The sequence below is a fragment of the Citrobacter telavivensis genome (assembly GCA_009363175.1).
GTDB classification, from domain to species: domain Bacteria; phylum Pseudomonadota; class Gammaproteobacteria; order Enterobacterales; family Enterobacteriaceae; genus Citrobacter_A; species Citrobacter_A telavivensis.
Genome location: CP045205.1, coordinates 1307527 through 1325486 on the forward strand (window position 1 = coordinate 1307527; position 17960 = coordinate 1325486).

Annotated in this window: 19 protein-coding genes; 9 read left to right on the top strand and 10 right to left on the bottom strand. The window is 53.1% G+C overall.

The window, feature by feature from the left end; translation table 11 throughout:
* Positions 1 to 57: 57 nt before the first annotated feature.
* The gene (locus GBC03_08385) at positions 58 to 768 is read right to left on the bottom strand and encodes an SDR family oxidoreductase (protein ID QFS70222.1); all 711 of its coding nucleotides are present in this window, start codon (positions 766 to 768) and stop codon (positions 58 to 60) included.
* A 14-nt stretch (positions 769 to 782) separates the two neighbouring features.
* Positions 783 to 1556 (bottom strand): SDR family oxidoreductase, encoded by a 774-nt coding sequence (locus GBC03_08390; protein QFS70223.1) that lies wholly within the window; start codon positions 1554 to 1556, stop codon positions 783 to 785.
* Between the two features lie 273 nt (positions 1557 to 1829).
* Here GBC03_08390 and GBC03_08395 point away from each other — a divergent pair, with 273 nt between their 5' ends.
* Entirely contained in the window at positions 1830 to 2480 is a 651-nt protein-coding gene (locus tag GBC03_08395) for a GntR family transcriptional regulator (GenBank protein ID QFS70224.1), read from the top strand.
* A 26-nt stretch (positions 2481 to 2506) separates the two neighbouring features.
* Here the strand turns inward: GBC03_08395 and GBC03_08400 are convergent, their stop codons facing one another.
* A complete protein-coding gene (locus tag GBC03_08400) occupies positions 2507 to 3952 on the bottom strand; it encodes an aminotransferase class I/II-fold pyridoxal phosphate-dependent enzyme (GenBank protein QFS70225.1) in 1446 nt (481 codons plus the stop codon).
* A gap of 176 nt (positions 3953 to 4128) precedes the next feature.
* On the opposite strand from GBC03_08400, the gene GBC03_08405 reads away from it, so the two are divergent.
* From GBC03_08405 to GBC03_08430, 6 genes are all read left to right on the top strand, one after another.
* Positions 4129 to 4293, top strand: coding sequence for a DUF1127 domain-containing protein (locus GBC03_08405; protein ID QFS70226.1), 165 nt, complete (start codon positions 4129 to 4131; stop codon positions 4291 to 4293).
* A 150-nt stretch (positions 4294 to 4443) separates the two neighbouring features.
* Complete coding sequence (locus GBC03_08410; GenBank protein QFS70227.1) at positions 4444 to 4908, top strand: MarR family transcriptional regulator; 465 nt, start codon at positions 4444 to 4446, stop codon at positions 4906 to 4908.
* 6 nt (positions 4909 to 4914) lie between these two features.
* Entirely contained in the window at positions 4915 to 5982 is a 1068-nt protein-coding gene (locus GBC03_08415) for a biotin/lipoyl-binding protein (protein ID QFS70228.1), read from the top strand.
* Positions 5972 to 7036, top strand: coding sequence for a DUF2955 domain-containing protein (locus GBC03_08420; protein QFS70229.1), 1065 nt, complete (start codon positions 5972 to 5974; stop codon positions 7034 to 7036). The genes GBC03_08415 and GBC03_08420 overlap by 11 nt, the downstream gene beginning before the upstream one ends.
* A 142-nt stretch (positions 7037 to 7178) precedes the next feature.
* Positions 7179 to 7466 (top strand): BrnT family toxin, encoded by a 288-nt coding sequence (locus GBC03_08425; GenBank protein QFS70230.1) that lies wholly within the window; start codon positions 7179 to 7181, stop codon positions 7464 to 7466.
* Positions 7453 to 7755 carry a toxin-antitoxin system, antitoxin component gene (locus GBC03_08430; protein ID QFS70231.1) on the top strand — a complete coding sequence of 101 codons (303 nt, stop codon included), beginning with the start codon at positions 7453 to 7455 and terminating at the stop codon, positions 7753 to 7755. The genes GBC03_08425 and GBC03_08430 overlap by 14 nt, the downstream gene beginning before the upstream one ends.
* Positions 7756 to 7855: 100 nt before the next feature.
* On the opposite strand, the gene GBC03_08435 is transcribed toward GBC03_08430, so the two are convergent.
* From GBC03_08435 to btsT, 3 genes are all read right to left on the bottom strand, one after another.
* Positions 7856 to 8815 (bottom strand): GTPase, encoded by a 960-nt coding sequence (locus GBC03_08435; GenBank protein ID QFS70232.1) that lies wholly within the window; start codon positions 8813 to 8815, stop codon positions 7856 to 7858.
* A 12-nt stretch (positions 8816 to 8827) separates the two neighbouring features.
* The gene (locus GBC03_08440; GenBank protein ID QFS70233.1) at positions 8828 to 9031 is read right to left on the bottom strand and encodes a putative selenoprotein; all 204 of its coding nucleotides are present in this window, start codon (positions 9029 to 9031) and stop codon (positions 8828 to 8830) included.
* A 107-nt stretch (positions 9032 to 9138) separates the two neighbouring features.
* Positions 9139 to 11289, bottom strand: coding sequence for a pyruvate/proton symporter BtsT (btsT, locus tag GBC03_08445; protein QFS70234.1), 2151 nt, complete (start codon positions 11287 to 11289; stop codon positions 9139 to 9141).
* Between the two features lie 296 nt (positions 11290 to 11585).
* Here btsT and GBC03_08450 point away from each other — a divergent pair, with 296 nt between their 5' ends.
* Complete coding sequence (locus GBC03_08450; protein ID QFS70235.1) at positions 11586 to 12593, top strand: oxidoreductase; 1008 nt, start codon at positions 11586 to 11588, stop codon at positions 12591 to 12593.
* A 165-nt stretch (positions 12594 to 12758) separates the two neighbouring features.
* A complete protein-coding gene (locus tag GBC03_08455; protein QFS70236.1) occupies positions 12759 to 14423 on the top strand; it encodes a methyl-accepting chemotaxis protein in 1665 nt (554 codons plus the stop codon).
* Here GBC03_08455 and GBC03_08460 read toward each other — a convergent pair.
* The 4 genes from GBC03_08460 to GBC03_08475 form a co-directional block, all read right to left on the bottom strand.
* Positions 14420 to 14935, bottom strand: coding sequence for a GNAT family N-acetyltransferase (locus GBC03_08460; GenBank protein ID QFS70237.1), 516 nt, complete (start codon positions 14933 to 14935; stop codon positions 14420 to 14422). The genes GBC03_08455 and GBC03_08460 overlap by 4 nt on opposite strands.
* A 98-nt stretch (positions 14936 to 15033) precedes the next feature.
* Positions 15034 to 16305 carry a TRAP transporter large permease subunit gene (locus GBC03_08465; GenBank protein QFS70238.1) on the bottom strand — a complete coding sequence of 424 codons (1272 nt, stop codon included), beginning with the start codon at positions 16303 to 16305 and terminating at the stop codon, positions 15034 to 15036.
* The gene (locus tag GBC03_08470) at positions 16302 to 16775 is read right to left on the bottom strand and encodes a TRAP transporter small permease subunit (protein ID QFS70239.1); all 474 of its coding nucleotides are present in this window, start codon (positions 16773 to 16775) and stop codon (positions 16302 to 16304) included. Before GBC03_08470 ends, GBC03_08465 begins: the two co-directional genes overlap by 4 nt.
* Before the next feature lie 66 nt (positions 16776 to 16841).
* Positions 16842 to 17813 carry a C4-dicarboxylate ABC transporter gene (locus GBC03_08475; GenBank protein ID QFS70240.1) on the bottom strand — a complete coding sequence of 324 codons (972 nt, stop codon included), beginning with the start codon at positions 17811 to 17813 and terminating at the stop codon, positions 16842 to 16844.
* Positions 17814 to 17960 lie beyond the last annotated feature (147 nt).

The following is a 17960-nucleotide window of genomic DNA, read 5'->3' on the forward strand; positions in this document are numbered from 1 at the left end:
GCGGTAGAAATAATGCACAATTTTTCGTAATGATTATTTTGTAATTATTTTATCCTGTCATTCCCTGACAGGATCCAGATAGCGTATTTTTCGGGTGACATAAAAACCACCATCGAGCGTTAACATTGCCCCGTTAAAACTGTGAATTTTCGGGTCGGTTAACAGCATACTGGTTTTGGCAATTTCTTCTCCGTCCACATATTCCAATAGTGGAATGCCATCGTCTTTATGTAGTTGCTTTAATTGCTCGACAAACGCTTTTTGTTGCGGATCTTCTTCACTAAAACCACGGAATATCGTATTGATTTTAATGCCATAGGGTACCAGTTCCTGAATGCCGGAACGGCAGATATTCATTAGAGCCAACTGACTGGCGGCACCATAAGAGTAGTACTCGGTGGGCACCAGTGCCGCAATATGTGCCAGCGTGACAACGCGTCCTTGTACGCCTTGTTGCACCATTTTTTTGCAGGCATTTTGTACCCACCATAATCCTCTTTCCAGATCGTCATTCATCGTTTCGGCAATGATATGATCGTCATCGTCCAACATTGAACCCTGGCGTGGTGGAGGGGAAATATATATAAAGGCATTCAGTTTTTTCTCACCGATAATAATCTCGTCAATAGCCATGGCCATTTTGTGATATTCAGTTTCTTGACTAAAATAAACGCTCCATCCCTGTTGGGAATAGTATTTTTTCAGCGAGGATAACAGGTTGGGCTCAGCCTGACCGCCGGTAATCAGAATGGTGTTTTTGTTTTCCATTTCTATTCTCCCGATTAAATGCAGCGGATATGCTGACCGCCATCAATTTTAATAAAATCACCCGTTACGACGGCACCGTAGTTCCCTGCCAGATAGACTGCGGCGGCGCCCAACTCTTCAATGGTTGCGGGCTGGCCAATAGGAATTGTTGCCAGCAACTTCTTCCGTCCTTCATCGGTTGCCAGTTCGGGCTTCGGATCGTTGATATTCGTATCAACAAACCCGGGCCAGAGTTGGTTTACTGTAATGCCATAGCGTGCCAGTTCGAAGGCCATTGACTGACTCATCTGATCAATTGCAGCTTTGGTCGCAGCATAGACGCCCATCAACGCCATTGGGCGGCGAGCATGTCCAGAAGCAACATTGATGATGCGACCACGAATACCTTTTTTTACCATCATGTGTGCAGCGTGGCGGGCACAATCATAGGTACCTTTGATGTTGATGTTTACCGCATGGTCAAAGGCGGGCTTACTGATCTCAAGGAAGGGTTCCCATACGCAAACACCGGCGTTGTTCACCAAAATATCCAGACGACCGAAGTGGGCGTCGACGTCCTTAAACATCTGGCGGACCTGCTCTGGATGAGAAATATCGGCCTGAACCAGCAGCGCGCGCCTGCCAAGTCCGCGAATGATGTTGGCAACCTGTTCGGCTTCTTGTGGGTTGATAACGTAGTTGATGACAATATCTGCACCCGCCTCAGCAAGGGCGCAGGCGATGCCTTTACCTATCCCTTTCATATTTCCCGCACCGGTCACCAGTGCGACCTGGTTATGTAGACTCACGACCTTCTCCTTTTAAGTGTGCAACACGCGATGGCAATGTATGGCGTCGTAGTAGCATCCTGTGTTGACGATATCTTAACCGTTTAATCAACAACTGATATATTAGTTGATTATTAGATTTGCACTTTGCAAAAAAAACATCCATCATCTGTTGGGTTAATTACGATGGAGATCACAAATTTTGTCGTAACTGTCTAATTAACAGAGAATTTCTAATTTTCATTTTTGTTGCGTTAGGGGGATAATGCCCGCAACTCAGCAGGGAGAATGCCCATGAATCCGCCCGTCAATAAAATGAACCAGGCCTATGAAGCCATTGAAAGCATGATTATTTTTCAGGATCTTGCGCCAGGTTCGATGGTGTCCGAAGCGCAACTCATGGAGCTGACAGGGTTTGGTCGTAGCCCGGTGAGGGAAGCGTTACAGCGCCTGGCAAATGACCGGTTGGTAGAGATTTACCCGTATAAAGGCGTCTTTATCCCGGCCATTTCTGTTGAGGTACAGCTCAAAGTGCTGGAATTGCGCCGCTGTGTAGGGGAGTTCGCCGTGCGTCTGGCAACCCGGCGTGGTACGCATCAGCAGAAGAAAGAAATGCTGCAACTGGCGGAGGCCTTTGAGGCGATTAACGATATTTCGCATATGCGTCAGTTCGGCGCATTGCTCAAGCAAGCCTATGCGTTGATTGGCCTGGCAGCAGAGAATGAATACCTGCAGCCGTGTCTTTCGCCACTACAGGGGCTTTCCAGCCGCTTCTGGTTTGCTCAGCTTAGTGCCAGCAATCAGTATGAGCTGGTGAAAGCATCACAGCTGAACGCTGTGATGCTGCGTAATATCTGTCATGGCGATGAAGAACTGGCCGCCAACGCCTCGAAAAACGTCAACGATTACTTTACTGAGTTTACCTACAAGGTACTGGCGCGCTAACAGGACGGTATGGCAGGATGGGGCTGTCAGGAGTCGCTCAGCACCCCTGGCGTCGCGACTTCTTCCATCGCCACCTTTAACGCTTCACCCAGTTTCTGCATCACATCCCGATGCTTTTCGTTGGGCGGGAGCGCGCAGTTTATGCGCACGCAGTTGCGGTATTTTCCGGATGCGGAAAACAATGAACCCGGCGCGACCTGAATTTTCAGGCGACAGAGTTGTTTGGCGACACAAACCATGTCGACCTGCTCCGGGAGTTCAACCCACAGCATAAAACCGCCTTTTGGCCGCGTAACGCAGATCCCACAGGGAAAATATTCCCGCGCCCAGCAGGTATACATCTCCCTGTTACGCTGATAAATCTGGCGCATTCGCCGAACGTGGCGATGATAGTGCCCCTCCCGGACAAACGCCGTCGCGGCCAGCTGTGTGGCGGGAACGTTAGTGCCAATGACGGCGTATTTCATGTGCAGCAGTTTGTCATGATAACGACCCGGTGCGACCCAGCCAACGCGCAGGCCGGGGGCGACCGATTTGGTGAATGAACTGCAAAGGATAACCCGACCGTCGATATCCCAGGAATGAATGGTTCTGGGACGGGGATACTCTGTCGCCAGCTCGCCATACACATCATCTTCAAAGATCACAATGTCGTGGCGTTGGGCTAGCGCCAGTACGGCCCGTTTACGGGCATCCGGCATGATAAACCCCAGCGGATTGTTGCAATTCGGCACCAGAATTACCCCTTTGATCGGCCATTGTTCCAGCGCCAGCTCCAGCGCTTCAATACTGATGCCGGTATCCGGATCCGTCGGGATTTCAATCACTTTGATCCCTAAGCCGCGCAGCAATTGCATGGTGCCGTAATAAGCCGGGGATTCCACGGCCACAATGTCTCCTGGCTGGCAGACGGCCAGCAGTGCCAGCGACATGCCGCTTTGACTGCCGCTGGTGATCACCAGATCATCAGCGTTAACAACCGAACCGCCATCAAGCATCAGCCTCGCGATTTGTTGGCGTAGTGCGAGGCTGCCAGCCAGTTCATCGTAGCCCAGAATCGCACTTAGATTGTGTTGTGCTACGCGACTGAGTTCGCGCCAGAGCGGTTTCAGACTGGGTTGGCTGACATCCGGAATACCGCTGCTAAGCGGGATAACCGATTGGTCGTGATGGCCTTCCAGCATGTTCAGCACCTGCTCCCATTGGGTAATCTCAACCGGACGCTGTACCGGACGCGACATCGGCGGGACCGGTGGCTGCGCTTTCTGCGGTGCGACGAAGTAACCTGAGCGGGGCTGCGGCGTGATGAGTTGCAGCGATTCCAGTACCTGATACGCCTGCTGCACAGTGCTAATGCTGACCCCGTGCTCCTGACTCAGACTGCGCACCGACGGCAGTTTTTCTCCGTGACGATACAGCCCTTGTTCAATACGCTCGGCCAGCAGGTTGGCCAGATGTTGGTAACGCGTCATGCTGTATCCCTCGAAGATGCCATACAGATGCAAAAATCAGTACAGACAGGCGGAAAATGTGCGGTGCAGAGACTGTTTTAGCGGATCTGTATGTTAAATAAAAGCTGTTTTTGAATCTGTATTGTTCAGCCCTGAAACCGCCAGAATAAAGGCTCTGGTAGGCGAGGGGGTGGAGTATGGAATTTCATGAGAACAGAGCGAAGCAGCCGTTTATTGGTTTTGTCCTGATCTGGCGAGCGTTTAAAAAATGGCGCTTGCAGGTACAAACCCGACGGATCCTGCAACAGATGAGCGATGAACGGCTCAAAGACCTGGGATTACGCCGGGATCAGATTGACTAGCGCGATTTCGGGAGTCAGAGGCTGGATGTTGACCCTGTCCGGCCTTTTTTACATTCAGAAAATTTATCAATTTATGCTTCCTGACAGTATGTTTCTTGATACTTACCCTGATAAGTATTATTTTCCCTTTCGCTAAGAGAGGAAAGACACATGACTGAAGATGAGCTGTTTGCCCGCCGCCCGATGGGGATGCGTATGGCGATGGTAGTGCGTCAATGGCGTGCCATTATTGATGCGGCTATTACCGATACCGGCCTGACCCAGTCCAGTTGGACGGTACTGATGCAACTGCATCAGTTGGGCGATAACGTCTCGGTCAGCGAACTGGCGGAGGTGCAGGGCATTGAACTGCCGCCGCTGATGCGCACTCTCACGCAACTGGAAAATCAGGGCTATCTGGTGCGTTCCACATCGCCATATGACAAACGTATCCGCCTGCTTATGCTGACCGCGGAAGGCCGTGCCCGGCTGGAAGAGTTAAACCGGGTGATTGAGGCCTATCAATATCGCGTCACGCGTTCCATACCTGAAGCGGATCTCGCTTCCTTCAGCGCCACCCTAAATTTAATCGCCTGCAATTTGCGGACAATCCGCGAAGAAGATAATCAACACTAAAAAACTATGATGACCCCAGAACAGAAATTTGCCCGTTGGGTAAGGGTGAGTATTGCCGCTTTCCTTGCCATATTCGCCTGGTTTATCGTTGCCGATATCTGGATCCCGTTGACGCCGGACTCCACGGTGATGCGCACCGTTACACCGGTTTCGTCGCGCGTTTCCGGATACGTCTCGCACGTCTATGTGCGCAATAATAGCCAGGTGAAAAAAGGCGATCTGCTTTATGAGCTGGATCCCACACCATTTATCAATAAAGTCGAGGCCGCGCAAATCGCCTTTGCGCAGGCCAGACTGAGCAATCAGCAACTGGATGCGCAGATTGCCTCTGCCCGCGCCAGTCTGCGTACTGCCGAATATACTGCGCGTAATGACAAGCTGACGTTCGATCGCTATCAGCGGCTAAGCACGATGCAGAACGTGTCGCAGGCGGATCTCGACAAGGTGCGGACGACCTGGCAAACCAGCGAACAGTCGGTAACCGCCCTGCATGCCAACATCCAGAATCTGCTGATCCAGCGTGGCGAGCGTGAAGATAGCCATAACGTGACGCTGCAAAAATATCGTAATGCGCTGGAAGAGGCGCAGTTGAATCTGGCATGGACAAAAGTGCACGCAGAGACGGACGGGACGGTGAGTAATCTCCAGCTTAACGCCGGGCTTTACGCCACCGCCGCCACGCCGCTGCTGGCGCTGGTCAGCAACCAGACGGATATCGTGGCCGATTTTCGCGAGAAAAGCCTGCGTCATACCCGCGTGAACACCGATGCCGCAGTGGTATTTGATGCCATGCCGGGCAAAGTGTTCCGTGCGCGCGTTACCAGCAGCGATGCCGGGATCCTCGCCGGACAGGAAGCGGTCAACGGTCAGTTGTCGCAGCCGGAGCAATCCACGCGCTGGGTGCGCGATGCGCAGCGGATGCGTATTCACGTGACGCTGAGTGAGCCACTGGATAAACCGTTGCCGACCGGTGCCCGCGCGACGGTGCAGTTGTACAACAGTGAAGGGCCGTTTGCCCGCACCTTTGCCGGCGCGCAAATTCATCTGGTTAGCTGGCTGCATTATGTCTATTAACACGCTGGCGCGCGTGTTTACGCCACATGACAATATCGTCTATACGGCGAACGACTTTCGCCAGACCCTGCGGATAGCCGTTGCCGGGACGATCGCGCTGAGTATTTCGACCTTTTACAACGTGCAGTACGGCGTTTTCTTCGTGGTTTATCCACTGATGCTGATGTCGTTGGTGCCGGTATTCAACCGCCACGTGGCGCGACAGTTTGTGTTCAGTGCGGCGGTGAACTGCGTCGAAATGGTGCTTATCGTCGGCTATCTCTCGCAGTGGCCGGTGATCATGACGCTGGTGGTGTTTGGTCTGTACGTCATGCGCTTTCGCTTTATGAGCAAGGGGCCGTTGTTTTTGCTGGGGTCAATGGGCGTGGTCTGCCAGAGCACGATGCTCAACTTTATGAGCTATTCCACCACGAACTGGCACACGCTGATGTTTTCCAACATGGAAGCCTGCGTGATGGCGGTGGCGCTGAGCGCGCTGCTGCACTATCTGATCCCTGACGTGGAACCACGCAAGCCGCCGCCGCGCATTGAGAAAGATGACGCCCGCGTTCGCCATGAATCGCTGCTTTCCGGGAGCGTGGCGACGATGATTTTTGTCATCTTTCAGGTCTGCGATCTGAGTGATTCGCTGTCGGCGCTGATGGCGGGGATTTTGATTCTGTTTCCCATGCATTATCGCGGCGCGGTCCTGAGTTCTATCTGGCGCGTCGTGGGCGTGGTGCTAGCCTGTCTCTACATTCTGGTGGTGCAGTTACTTATTTATGATTTCAGTAACCATATGTTGCTGATGATGCCGCTGATTGGCCTCGGACTAGCCTTCAGCGCCCGTCTGCACGTGATGGAAAAAGTGGGTGCAGGCGTTGGCTTCGCCAGCATCACCACCATCGGCATTATGTTCGGCCAGAACCTGCACCCGGACAGCGACTTAGTGTTCAGCGATCTGTATCGCATCACCTCAGTGACCGTGGCGCTGGTGGTGACGCTGACGATGGTTTTTCTGGTACACCGGATATTGAACTGCTTCGCCGCGACACGGTTTGTGGTGGTGGAGTGAGGTTCCTCATAGCGATCTCAGCTAATCCACACATGAACGCAGGCAGAAAAATACGTAAATTGTGATGCTTTTTCCAACAGCGTCGTTATACTCGTAAGATAATTGTCTATACTTTTTTGTATATACAATCAGGAAGCGTGATATGCCAACGGAGTTTGAATGGGATACAAACAAGGCAAAAAGCAACGTCGGTAAACACGGTGTCCGTTTTGAAGATGCGATTCTGGTATTCGACGATCCCCGACATCTGTCACGACAGGATCGCATAGAGAACGGGGAATATCGCTGGCAAACAATCGGTCTCGTTCATGGCATCGTGATTATTCTGGTTGCCCACAGCATTCGGTTTGAAAGCGGCATTGAAGTCATTCGCATCATCAGCGCCCGAAAGGCGGATCGTAAAGAGAGGAATCGTTATGAGCATGGTTAAACATAAACGCGGTACACAATCCGCGCTCAGTGCTCAGCATGAAGCTGAACTCAACGCGCTGGCGAAGCAATCCGATGATGAAATTGATTACAGCGATATTCCCTCCTCGGAAGAGGCGCAGTGGTCTGACGCGGTACGCGGTAAGTTTTTTCGCCCGCTAAAAACTCAGGCGTCCGTACGGATTGACGCCGATGTGATGGAATGGTTGAAGCGTCCGGGCAAAGGGTATCAGACCCGACTTAACGCGATTCTGCGGGAAGCGATGCTACGGGAGCAAAACAAGAAATAGTGAGTGTTTACTCGTGTGTAGATGCCGGATGGCGGCTACGCCTTATCCGGCCTACAAATCGGCGTAGGCCCGATAAGCGAAGCGCCATCGGGCACGGGAATCACGACTTCTTAAGCCCCGCAAACGCGGTTCTGATCTCTTCTTCCGGCAACTGAATGCCGATAAACACAAGCGTGCTGTGCGGCGGTTCATCGCCCCACGGGCGATCCCAGTCGGCGCTGTACAGGCGTTGCACGCCCTGGAACAGCAGACGGTTCGGTTCGCCTTCAATCCACAGCATCCCTTTGTAACGCAGCAGTTTTTCTGCGGACTCCAGCAGCAGGTTTTCCATCACGCGGGAGACGTCGCTGATATCCACCGGGTAATCCAGTTCCACCACAATAGAAGAGATATCGTTCTGCTTGTCGGCAATGAAGTGGAAGCGCGGTTTAGCGCTAACGACGTTCTCTTCCAGCATAAAGCCGTTGGTGTCGAACAGCAGGGAGAGATCGATATCGCCATGTGTCACGGTATAAACTGGCGCGCGGGCGTTGATACGCGCCAGACGTTCGCGCAGTTTCTCGCTTTCGCCTGCGACATCGGTTTTGGTCAGCAGGATGCGATCGGCGTAGCCAACCTGCGACTGGGCAATCGTGAACTGGTTCATCTGATCGTCGGCATGGACCGCATCGACCAGCGCAATAACGCCGTCCAACAGATAGCGCTGGCAAAGGATCTCGTGCGAGAAAAAGGTCTGAATAATCGGGCCGGGATCGGCCATGCCGGTGCATTCAATCACCAGACGATCGAAGCTGATATTACCCTTATCGAGGTTGTCGAGAAGGTCTAACAGCGCGTCCTCCAGTTCGTTCGAACGCGTACAGCAGATGCAGCCGTTGGTCAGGGTTTTGATCTGCGTGGCGCGATCGCCAATCAGCTGATCGTCAACGGACACTTCGCCGAATTCGTTTTCGATAACGGCAATCTTATAGCCGTGTTCTTCGTTGAGGATGTGGCGCAGCAGAGTGGTTTTACCCGCGCCAAGAAAACCGGTGAGTAGGGTGACTGCAATCGGGGTCATTCACTTCTCCTTCTAACAGCAGCGCATGCCGCCTTTACCGTCGCCGCCGTAGCGCGCCTGCTGGCGCTCGCGGAAGAATTCTTCATAGCTCATGTACGGCTTGTCCGGATGGTTGGTTTGCATATGCTCGACGTAGTTGTCGTAGTCTGGAATACCAATCAACATCTTTGCCGCCTGGCCGAGATATTTTTTTGCCTGACCTAAGTTACCAAACATTGTGCCGCCTCGTGAATGATTAAAGCCGGATGGCGGCTTTCGCCTTATCCGGCCTACGCTTACAGCATTCTGTAGGCCGGGTAAGCGAAACGTTACCCGGCATCAGCTTAGTGATGTGAAGAGGTTTTCACGCCGCCTTCAGGAATCGGAACGTACGGGGTTTCTTTATCGGTACGTTTGTCCACGTTGCGCACATTCATCCAGGTTTTGAAACCGTAGAAGATGATGCTGTACACCACCACCAGGAACAGAATACTCAGGCCTGCGTTAGTGTAGTTGTTCACAACGATGTGATTCATGTTGGCAATCTGCTGAGCGGTCAGTTCGCCGCCGTTGGCAATCTTCTCTTTGTACTGGTTAGCCATGTAGAAGAAGCCTTCCATCTGCGGGTTGGTGCTGAACAGTTTCAGACCCAGCGCCCAGGTGGTGCAGATCAGCAGCCACACAGCCGGGATAACGGTCACCCAGATGTATTTGGTGCGCTGCATTTTAATCAGTACCACGGTACCCAGAACCAGCGCCACGGCTGCCAGCATCTGGTTAGAGATACCGAACAGCGGCCACAGGCTCTTAACGCCGCCCAGCGGATCGACCACGCCCTGATACAGCAGGTAGCCCCACAGGCCCACACAACCCGCCGTACCAATGATACCGGCAACCAGAGAGTCGGTTTTCTTCAGGAACGGTACGAAGTTACCCAACAGGTCTTGCAGCATGAATCGACCGGAACGCGTACCCGCATCCAGTGCGGTCAGGATGAACAGCGCTTCAAACAGAATACCGAAGTGGTACCAGAAGCCCATGTCAGCCATCGGCAGTACTTTGTGGAATACGTGCGCGATACCAACCGCCAGCGTCGGTGCACCACCGGCACGGTTCAGAACGGACGGTTCGCCGATGTCTTTCGCGGTTTGCAGGATCTGCTCAGGCGAAATCACGAAGCCCCATGAGCTGACGGTTGCCGCCGCATGCGCGGTCACGTCTTTCAACTGCGCCATAATCAGCGGCGCGTTCTCACCCCCCATTTCATGCAGGTTCGGCATCGTAATGCCCAGGCCTGCCGGTGGGGTGTTCATCGCAAAGTAGAGACCCGGTTCGATAATGGAAGCTGCAACCAGCGCCATAATCGCCACGAAGGATTCCATCAGCATCGCACCGTAACCGATGAAGCGGGCGTCAGTTTCACAGGCCAGCAGTTTCGGGGTGGTACCGGAAGAGATCAGCGCGTGGAAGCCAGAGACAGCGCCACAGGCGATGGTAATGAACAGGAACGGGAACAGTGCCCCTTTCCACAGCGGACCGGTACCGTCAATGTACTGCGTCATGGCCGGCATTTTCAGCTCAGGGTTGAGGATCACAATACCCAGCGCCAGGCCGACGATAACGCCGATTTTCAGGAAGGTGGCCAGATAGTCGCGCGGGGCGAGGATCAGCCATACCGGCAGCAGTGCAGACACAAACGCATAGCCGATCAGTGCAAAGGTAATGGTGGTGTCTTTAAAGGTCAGCGCCGGACCCCAGTACGGGTCGTGAGCAATCACGCCACCGAAGTAAATAGATGCTACCAGCAGAACAATACCAATCACCGACACTTCACCTACACGCCCCGGACGCAGGAAGCGCATGTAGATCCCCATGAACAGCGCGATAGGCACGGTGGAGCAAACGGTGAAGACCCCCCACGGACTTTCGGCCAGCGCTTTTACGACGATCAGCGCCAGTACCGCAAGGATGATGATCATAATTAAGAAGCAGCCAAACAGCGCAATCGTCCCCGGCACGGAGCCCATCTCTTCTTTAATCATCTCGCCAAGCGACGCGCCGTTACGGCGAGAAGAGATAAACAGCACCATGAAGTCCTGAACCGCACCCGCCAGCACAACGCCCGCCAGCAGCCACAGGGTACCTGGCAGGTAGCCCATCTGCGCGGCCAGAACCGGACCGACCAGCGGACCTGCGCCAGCGATGGCGGCAAAGTGGTGTCCGAACAGGACATAGCGGTTGGTTGGAACGTAGTTCAGGCCATCGTTATTGATGACCGCAGGTGTCGAACGTGTAGGGTCGAGCTTCATCACCTTCTGGGCGATGTACAGACTGTAGTAGCGGTAAGCCACCAGATATACCGACACGGAAGCGACCACGATCCACAGGGCGCTGACGTGTTCACCCCGGCGTAAGGCGACAACCGAGAGGCAGAATGCCCCGATGATCCCGAGGATCACCCAGGGTATGTGCTTGAATATCTTTTTCGTATCCATAGTAAAACCTGGTTTTATAAGATTAATAATTGGCCGAAGCCGTTTGGTTTGGGTTGCGTTTGAAGAGGTAATTGGACTGCTATGCTGGTGACGATCTTGCCAGAGAGTCGCGCGCGTAAAGTACGGTAAATAAGTGAGCGGTCAAATGGTGAGTTAAGCGGTCAGAAGTGTCAGTAAGCGGTAAAGAGGATCGCTGAACGACGGATATTATGTGACTGAGATCACAAAGAAAAATCCACCAACGACTGGCGAATACCGACTACGCTTATTGCCGACAACATCATAAGGAGAACAACATGGAAACAGTAAACCTCACACTATCTGAGGCTTACACGCTGGCGCGTGAGGTGCTGAGCACCAACGGCTTTAGCGCGGAACATGCGGATGCCATCGCGCGTAACGTGACGGCAGGCGAGCGTGATGGCTGCGCGTCTCACGGGTTATGGCGATTGTTGGGGATCGTCGAGACTCTGCGTAAAGGAAAAGTCTCCGCTGATGCACGTCCGCAGATTTCCGATCGGGCGCCCGCGATCGTCAGAGCGGACGCTGGCGGCGCGTTTTCGCTGGTGGCTTATGAACAGGCGCTGCCGTTGCTCATCAGTAAAGCCAGCACGTGCGGCATTGCGGCGCTGGCAATCAACCGCTGCGTTCACTTTTCCGCGTTGTTTGCGGACATTGAACCGCTGACGGACGCCGGACTGGTGGGCTACGCCTGTACGCCAAGCCACTCCTGGGTCGCCCCGGCAGGCGGTACGCGCCCGCTGTTTGGCACGAACCCCATCGCCTTTGGCTGGCCGCGTAAAGGCAAACCGCCTTACATTTTTGATATGGCAACCAGCGCGGCGGCGCGCGGCGAGATCCAGTTGCATCAGCGAGCCGGAAAAGCGATCCCGGAAGGGTGGGGCATCGACAGTGAGGGGCAACCGTCAACCGATCCGCAGGCGGTATTAAACGGTGCCATGCTGACCTTTGGCGGTCACAAGGGCTCGGCGTTTGCGGCAATGGTTGAACTGCTGGCAGGGCCGCTCATCGGTGATATGACCAGCGCGGAATCGCTGGCCTGGGATGACGGGGCGGGCGGTCTGCCGTACGGCGGTGAGTTGATTCTGGCGTTTGACCCGTCCCGATTCCTCGGAGATGAGGCACACCTCCATCTGGAGCGGGCAGAAACCCTGTTTGCCGCGATGCAGGCGCAGGGGGCGCGACTGCCGGGAGAAAGGCGCTTCAGTTCGCGGGAGAAATCACTGCAGGAAGGCGTGACGATTACCCGTTCTCTGTTTGCGGACATTTCCGCGCTGAGATAAGGCAGAATGGGCGAGGCATCCTCGCCTGATTCCCGTTCGGGTAGAGGGTAATCGCATTTTTTGCCAGTTAATTGAACAAATTTCCTGTGATACCCCCTGCGATTACATAAAGTTTTCTCATTCCGGGCCGAAAACCAGAGTATCTGTCTAGCGGAAAGAGAAAACATGTTAAAACGTATCAAGATTGTGACCAGCCTACTGTTGGTTCTGGTTTTATTTGGCCTTTTACAACTCACTTCAGGCGGATTGTTCTTTAATGCATTGAAAAATGACAAAGAGAACTTCACCGTTCTGCAAACTATTCGTCAGCAGCAGTCCACGCTGAATGGCAGTTGGGTGGCGCTGTTGCAAACGCGTAACACCCTTAACCGTGCGGGTATCCGCTACATGATGGATCAGAGCAATATCGGTAGCGGTGCGACCGTTGCGGATCTGATGCAGATTGCCAGCGTCTCCCTGAAACAGGCGGAAAAAAACTGGGCGGACTACGAAGCGCTGCCGCGCGACCCGCGCCAAAGCGAAGCGGCATCGGCGGAGATCAAACGCAATTACGACATTTATCACAACGCGTTAGCTGAACTGATCCAATTGCTGGGTGCCGGGAAAATCAACGAGTTTTTCGATCAGCCCACTCAGGGGTATCAGGACGGTTTTGAGAAGCAGTATGTGAACTATCTGCAACAGAACGACCGCCTGTATGACCTGGCGGTAGAGGACAACAACCGCTCATACAGCCAGGCGATGTGGGTTCTGGTCAGCGTGTTGTTGGCGGTGCTGGTGGTCATTATTGCCGTCTGGTTTGGCATCAAGCTGTCGCTGATAGCACCGATGAATCGCCTGATCGCGAGCATTCGTCATATTGCCAGCGGCGATCTGGTGAAGCGTATTGATGTGGAAGGCACCAATGAAATGGGCCAACTGGCGGAAAGCCTGCGCCACATGCAGGGTGAGCTGGTGCGTACCGTGGGCGACGTGCGTAACGGCGCAAACGCCATTTACAGCGGTGCCAGCGAAATCGCGATGGGTAACAACGATCTCTCTTCCCGTACCGAGCAGCAGGCGGCGTCTCTGGAAGAGACAGCGGCGAGCATGGAAGAGCTGACGGCCACCGTTAAGCAGAACGCCGAAAACGCCCGCCAGGCCAGCCATCTGGCGCTGAGCGCGTCCGAAACGGCGCAGAAAGGCGGGAAAGTGGTCGATAACGTGGTGCAAACCATGCGTGATATCGCCTCCAGTTCACAGAAAATTGCTGACATCATCAGCGTGATCGACGGCATTGCCTTCCAGACCAACATTCTGGCGCTGAACGCGGCGGTAGAAGCGGCGCGTGCCGGTGAGCAGGGGCGTGGCTTTGCGGTGGTTGCTGGTGAAGTGCGTAACCTCGCGCAGCGCAGCGCGCAGGCAGCACGTGAGATCAAAAGCCTGATTGAAGACTCCGTCAGTCGTGTTGACGTCGGTTCTACGCTGGTAGAAAGCGCCGGTGAAACCATGGATGAGATCGTGAATGCCGTTACCCGCGTGACCGACATCATGGGCGAGATCGCGTCGGCTTCCGATGAGCAAAGTCGTGGGATTGACCAGGTGGGTCTGGCCGTAGCGGAAATGGATCGCGTCACCCAGCAGAACGCCTCGCTGGTGGAAGAGTCCGCCGCCGCTGCCGCCGCGCTGGAAGAGCAGGCCAGTCGTCTGACTCAGGCCGTTGCTGTGTTCCACATCCAGCAGGAACAGCGGCGTGCGCGTGACGTTGCCAGCGTTAAGCCCGCTTCCACGACGGTTCAACCGCGTAAAGCCGCTGTGGCGGAGACCGGGGATAACTGGGAAACGTTTTAATTAAGCATCAGGCGCATGGCACAACGTGATTCAAACGCGATACCATGCGCCGTCTCTTCCTCTCGCTTCTGGCGCAATGCTGTCGGCAACGCGTCATCTTCCAGTATTTCAAATCCCAGATGTTGATACAGCGGCGCGTTCCAGTCGACATGGCGAAAAGTGGTGAGCGTCAGAGAGGTAAAGCCCTGCTCGCGCGCCCACTGCGCGACTGTGTCTACTAACTGACGGCCAATGCCTTTACCCTGCCACGCCAGATGCATCGAAAATTCGGCAATATACAGGGACGATTCCATTGCTTCACCCAGCAGAAATCCAACGGGTTTGTCGTCAACCTGTGCCAGCCAACTCATCCCCTTACCGGCATATTCCCGATGCTGTTCCACGCTGACAATGCGATCGTCCGCGATCCATGCCAGTTCCGGCACGTCTAAAAAGCGCTGTCCTGCTGAGCGTTCAATGGCGGGCAGGGCGGCAGCATCTGCCAGTGTGGTTGGGCGAAAGGTAATGTGCATAACGATACCGGGATTAAGGTGACAGTGTGGGCAGTATAACGCTGTGCCCCGCCACAGGGAAAAGTCCCCGGCAGCGGGGACTTTACGGTGTTAACGGGTTAAACGAGTAATAACGAAATGGCCGGTATGTAGGTCACCAGCAACAGCATGAACAATAAAGTCCCCAGCAACGGCAGAGATTGACGGAAAAACTGTCCGACTGAAACCTGAGTAATATTGCAGACCAGCAACATGACGGTGCCAACCGGCGGCGTGAAGGCGCCGATAGAAAGGTTGAAGATCATGATGATACCGAAGTGTACCGGGTCGATACCAAAATGCGCCACGACAGGTTTAAGCAATGGAACCAGAATCAGCAGAATGGCATTCCCTTCAAGAAACATCCCCAGTGTCAGCAAAAGAATATTGATAATTAACAGGAACATGTATTTGTTTTCTGTCAGCGTCGTGACAAAGTTCGCCACCGCGACGCCGGCATGTTCCATTGAGAAGATCCAACCGAGTGCGGCACTTGCCATGATGACTAACATGACCGATGCCGTTGCCCGTGCCGTTTCTCCCAGCGCTTTTACGACATGGCCAAGGGTCATTTGACGATAAATGAAGAAACCGATGATCAACACAATGAGTACCGCAGCCGCGCCGGCTTCTGTTGGAGTGAAGATGTTGGCGCGAATCCCTCCTACGACGGCAAAAATCAAAAACAGCGCGGGCCAGGCCTGTCCAATAGAAAAGAGCGCTTCCTTACCGGTAGGCCAGGTGTCGCGTGAGGGCTTAGCGTTCGTTTTACGGGCAACCAGATAAACCGTAATCATTAACAGCACCGCACAGAGCAGACCCGGAATCAGACCGGCCATGAACATCTTTCCGATGGAGACGTCTGCCACCAGGCCATAAATAATCAGGGCAATCCCCGGCGGGATGATTGGGGTGACGAGAGACCCTCCGGCGGTGATTGCAGCAGCGAAGGCACGGTTGTAGCCTTTACGCTCCATCTCAGGAACCATCATGCGCGACAGCATCGCCGCGTCGGCCAGGTTTGAGGCGCTGACCCCTCCCATCATTGTACTGACCAGAATATTGGCGACACCGAGTCCGCCCCGCATTTTACCCACCAGAATATTCGCCACTTGCAGAATACGTTCTGCAATACCGGTATAACTCATCAGCGTACCCAACAGAATAAAGAAAGGTATCGCCAGCAATGATGGGCTCTGGGTTGGCGCAATTAACCGCTGAACAGCAATTTCAATCGGAACCGTGGAAAAAAAGAGGAAATAGGCAATAATGCCGATAAACATTGCCAGATACACACGAATATTCAGAAATAAGCACACGATCATTAGTGGAATAATCAATAACCAGCTCATTGTTTTTCCTCGCCGACATCTACCTGTTTAACGTCGTTAATTAACCAGTAGAGCGTATAAATTGCCGTTGCCAGAGTACCGACGGGAACAGCGATATCAATCCAGAACCAGGAAACTTTCAATATTTGCGTGACCTTATACTGCGCCATTTCCGCCAGTCGGTAACCCAGCCAGGCCATATAAACCAGCAACCCAATGGAAAGCAGGGCAACCAGCGTGGCAATAATGCGTTTGACTTTATGTGGAAACATATCGACGACAAAAGGAATAGTCAGATGCGCCCGATCGCGTTCAGCCACCACTCCGCCCAACATCACAACCCAAATCATCAGCAGTCCGGACATTTCCTCAGTCCATTGAATGGGCTGTCCTACAAAATAGCGCATGAATACAGCTGCAATGGTCATTATCACCAGGATAAACAGTGCCAGTGCTGCGCTCAGTTCTACAAGCTTGCCAAAGAAACGCATTAATCCTCCTTCAGAGAGTCGCCCTGGCCTTGAGAGGAAAAGGCGTTGGGCGCTCTGTGCCTGTATTTATTGCAGTTGCTGTTGAATGGTTTCATACAAGCCCGGTGTCCACTCCGGGAATTGCGAGTAAACTTCGCGTGCTTTCTGGCGGAATGCTTCGGTATCCGGATAAATAACTTCAACGCCTTCCGCTTCCATGCTCTTCAGCATTTCGGCGTCGCGTTCAATCGTTAATTTCTGGCTGTAAAGGCCTGCTTCATAACCCGTTGAATGAATCAATTCCAGTTGCTCAGGAGAGAGCGTACTGAAAAAGGCTTCGCCGCCAATCCATACCGAGGTGTTGGTCAGGTAATTTACCATCGACAGATATTTCGCCTGCTCAAACAGTTTTTGCCCTTGCAGAACCGAAATTGGGTTTTCGACGCCATCAATAACGCCCTGAGTCAGCGCAGGGTAAACCTCACCCAGCGGCATTGGGGTTGGTGTGGCACCCATTGCCTGAATGGCTTTAATTTGCATCACGTTATTCGGTACGCGGATCTTCATTCCCGCAAGATCTTCCACTTTGCGAATCGGTTTTTTAGAAATAATCTGACGGGTGCCATACAGATAATTGTTCATCACCACATGAATTCCTTTTTTCTTCAGGTCTTCATTTTTTTGACGAAACCAGTCGCTCTCATAAATTTTGAAGAGTTTCTGCGGGTCATCGGTCAGATAAGGTCCAAACAAAATACCTAAATCAGGTTCGTAATCGGCGAGGAAAGCCACATCGGTGAGCGTGATGACGTTCATTCCCATCATGGCTTGTTCAGTCACATCTTGTTTTGACCCTAGCTGTGAGCTGGGATAGAGAACCAGCGTTATTTCTCCATCACTCTTTTTATTCAGAATCTCAGCCCAGTAGCGCATCACCACATCTAATGGCTCGCCTGGATTATTCTCATATGCGACTTTAATAGAAAGCGGTTTAGCCTGAATGGTGAATGGCAGAAAAAAAGTACAAACAGTAATCAGCACGGCTATTATCTTGTTCATTTTCTACTTGCTCCCAGGGATCAACGAATAAAACCAACATTTGTACTGGCGGAAAAATTCATAGTGAATCCTGCCTAATCAGAAAGTAAGCAGAAAGTCATCATGGTGCTGTATGCGTTGTATGAAATCGTGCTCTTGCTAAAGGTT

Coding starts and splice junctions, on each gene's coding strand:
- GBC03_08465 (QFS70238.1), bottom strand. CDS start 16,305: ATGAGCTGGTTATTGATTATTCCACTAATGATCGTGTGCTTATTTCTG.
- GBC03_08405 (QFS70226.1), top strand. CDS start 4,129: ATGGAATTTCATGAGAACAGAGCGAAGCAGCCGTTTATTGGTTTTGTC.
- GBC03_08395 (QFS70224.1), top strand. CDS start 1,830: ATGAATCCGCCCGTCAATAAAATGAACCAGGCCTATGAAGCCATTGAA.
- GBC03_08400 (QFS70225.1), bottom strand. CDS start 3,952: ATGACGCGTTACCAACATCTGGCCAACCTGCTGGCCGAGCGTATTGAA.
- GBC03_08415 (QFS70228.1), top strand. CDS start 4,915: ATGATGACCCCAGAACAGAAATTTGCCCGTTGGGTAAGGGTGAGTATT.
- GBC03_08430 (QFS70231.1), top strand. CDS start 7,453: ATGAGCATGGTTAAACATAAACGCGGTACACAATCCGCGCTCAGTGCT.
- GBC03_08410 (QFS70227.1), top strand. CDS start 4,444: ATGACTGAAGATGAGCTGTTTGCCCGCCGCCCGATGGGGATGCGTATG.
- GBC03_08385 (QFS70222.1), bottom strand. CDS start 768: ATGGAAAACAAAAACACCATTCTGATTACCGGCGGTCAGGCTGAGCCC.
- GBC03_08455 (QFS70236.1), top strand. CDS start 12,759: ATGTTAAAACGTATCAAGATTGTGACCAGCCTACTGTTGGTTCTGGTT.
- GBC03_08435 (QFS70232.1), bottom strand. CDS start 8,815: ATGACCCCGATTGCAGTCACCCTACTCACCGGTTTTCTTGGCGCGGGT.
- GBC03_08425 (QFS70230.1), top strand. CDS start 7,179: ATGCCAACGGAGTTTGAATGGGATACAAACAAGGCAAAAAGCAACGTC.
- GBC03_08440 (QFS70233.1), bottom strand. CDS start 9,031: ATGTTTGGTAACTTAGGTCAGGCAAAAAAATATCTCGGCCAGGCGGCA.
- GBC03_08460 (QFS70237.1), bottom strand. CDS start 14,935: ATGCACATTACCTTTCGCCCAACCACACTGGCAGATGCTGCCGCCCTG.
- GBC03_08470 (QFS70239.1), bottom strand. CDS start 16,775: ATGCGTTTCTTTGGCAAGCTTGTAGAACTGAGCGCAGCACTGGCACTG.
- GBC03_08420 (QFS70229.1), top strand. CDS start 5,972: ATGTCTATTAACACGCTGGCGCGCGTGTTTACGCCACATGACAATATC.
- btsT (QFS70234.1), bottom strand. CDS start 11,289: ATGGATACGAAAAAGATATTCAAGCACATACCCTGGGTGATCCTCGGG.
- GBC03_08450 (QFS70235.1), top strand. CDS start 11,586: ATGGAAACAGTAAACCTCACACTATCTGAGGCTTACACGCTGGCGCGT.
- GBC03_08475 (QFS70240.1), bottom strand. CDS start 17,813: ATGAACAAGATAATAGCCGTGCTGATTACTGTTTGTACTTTTTTTCTG.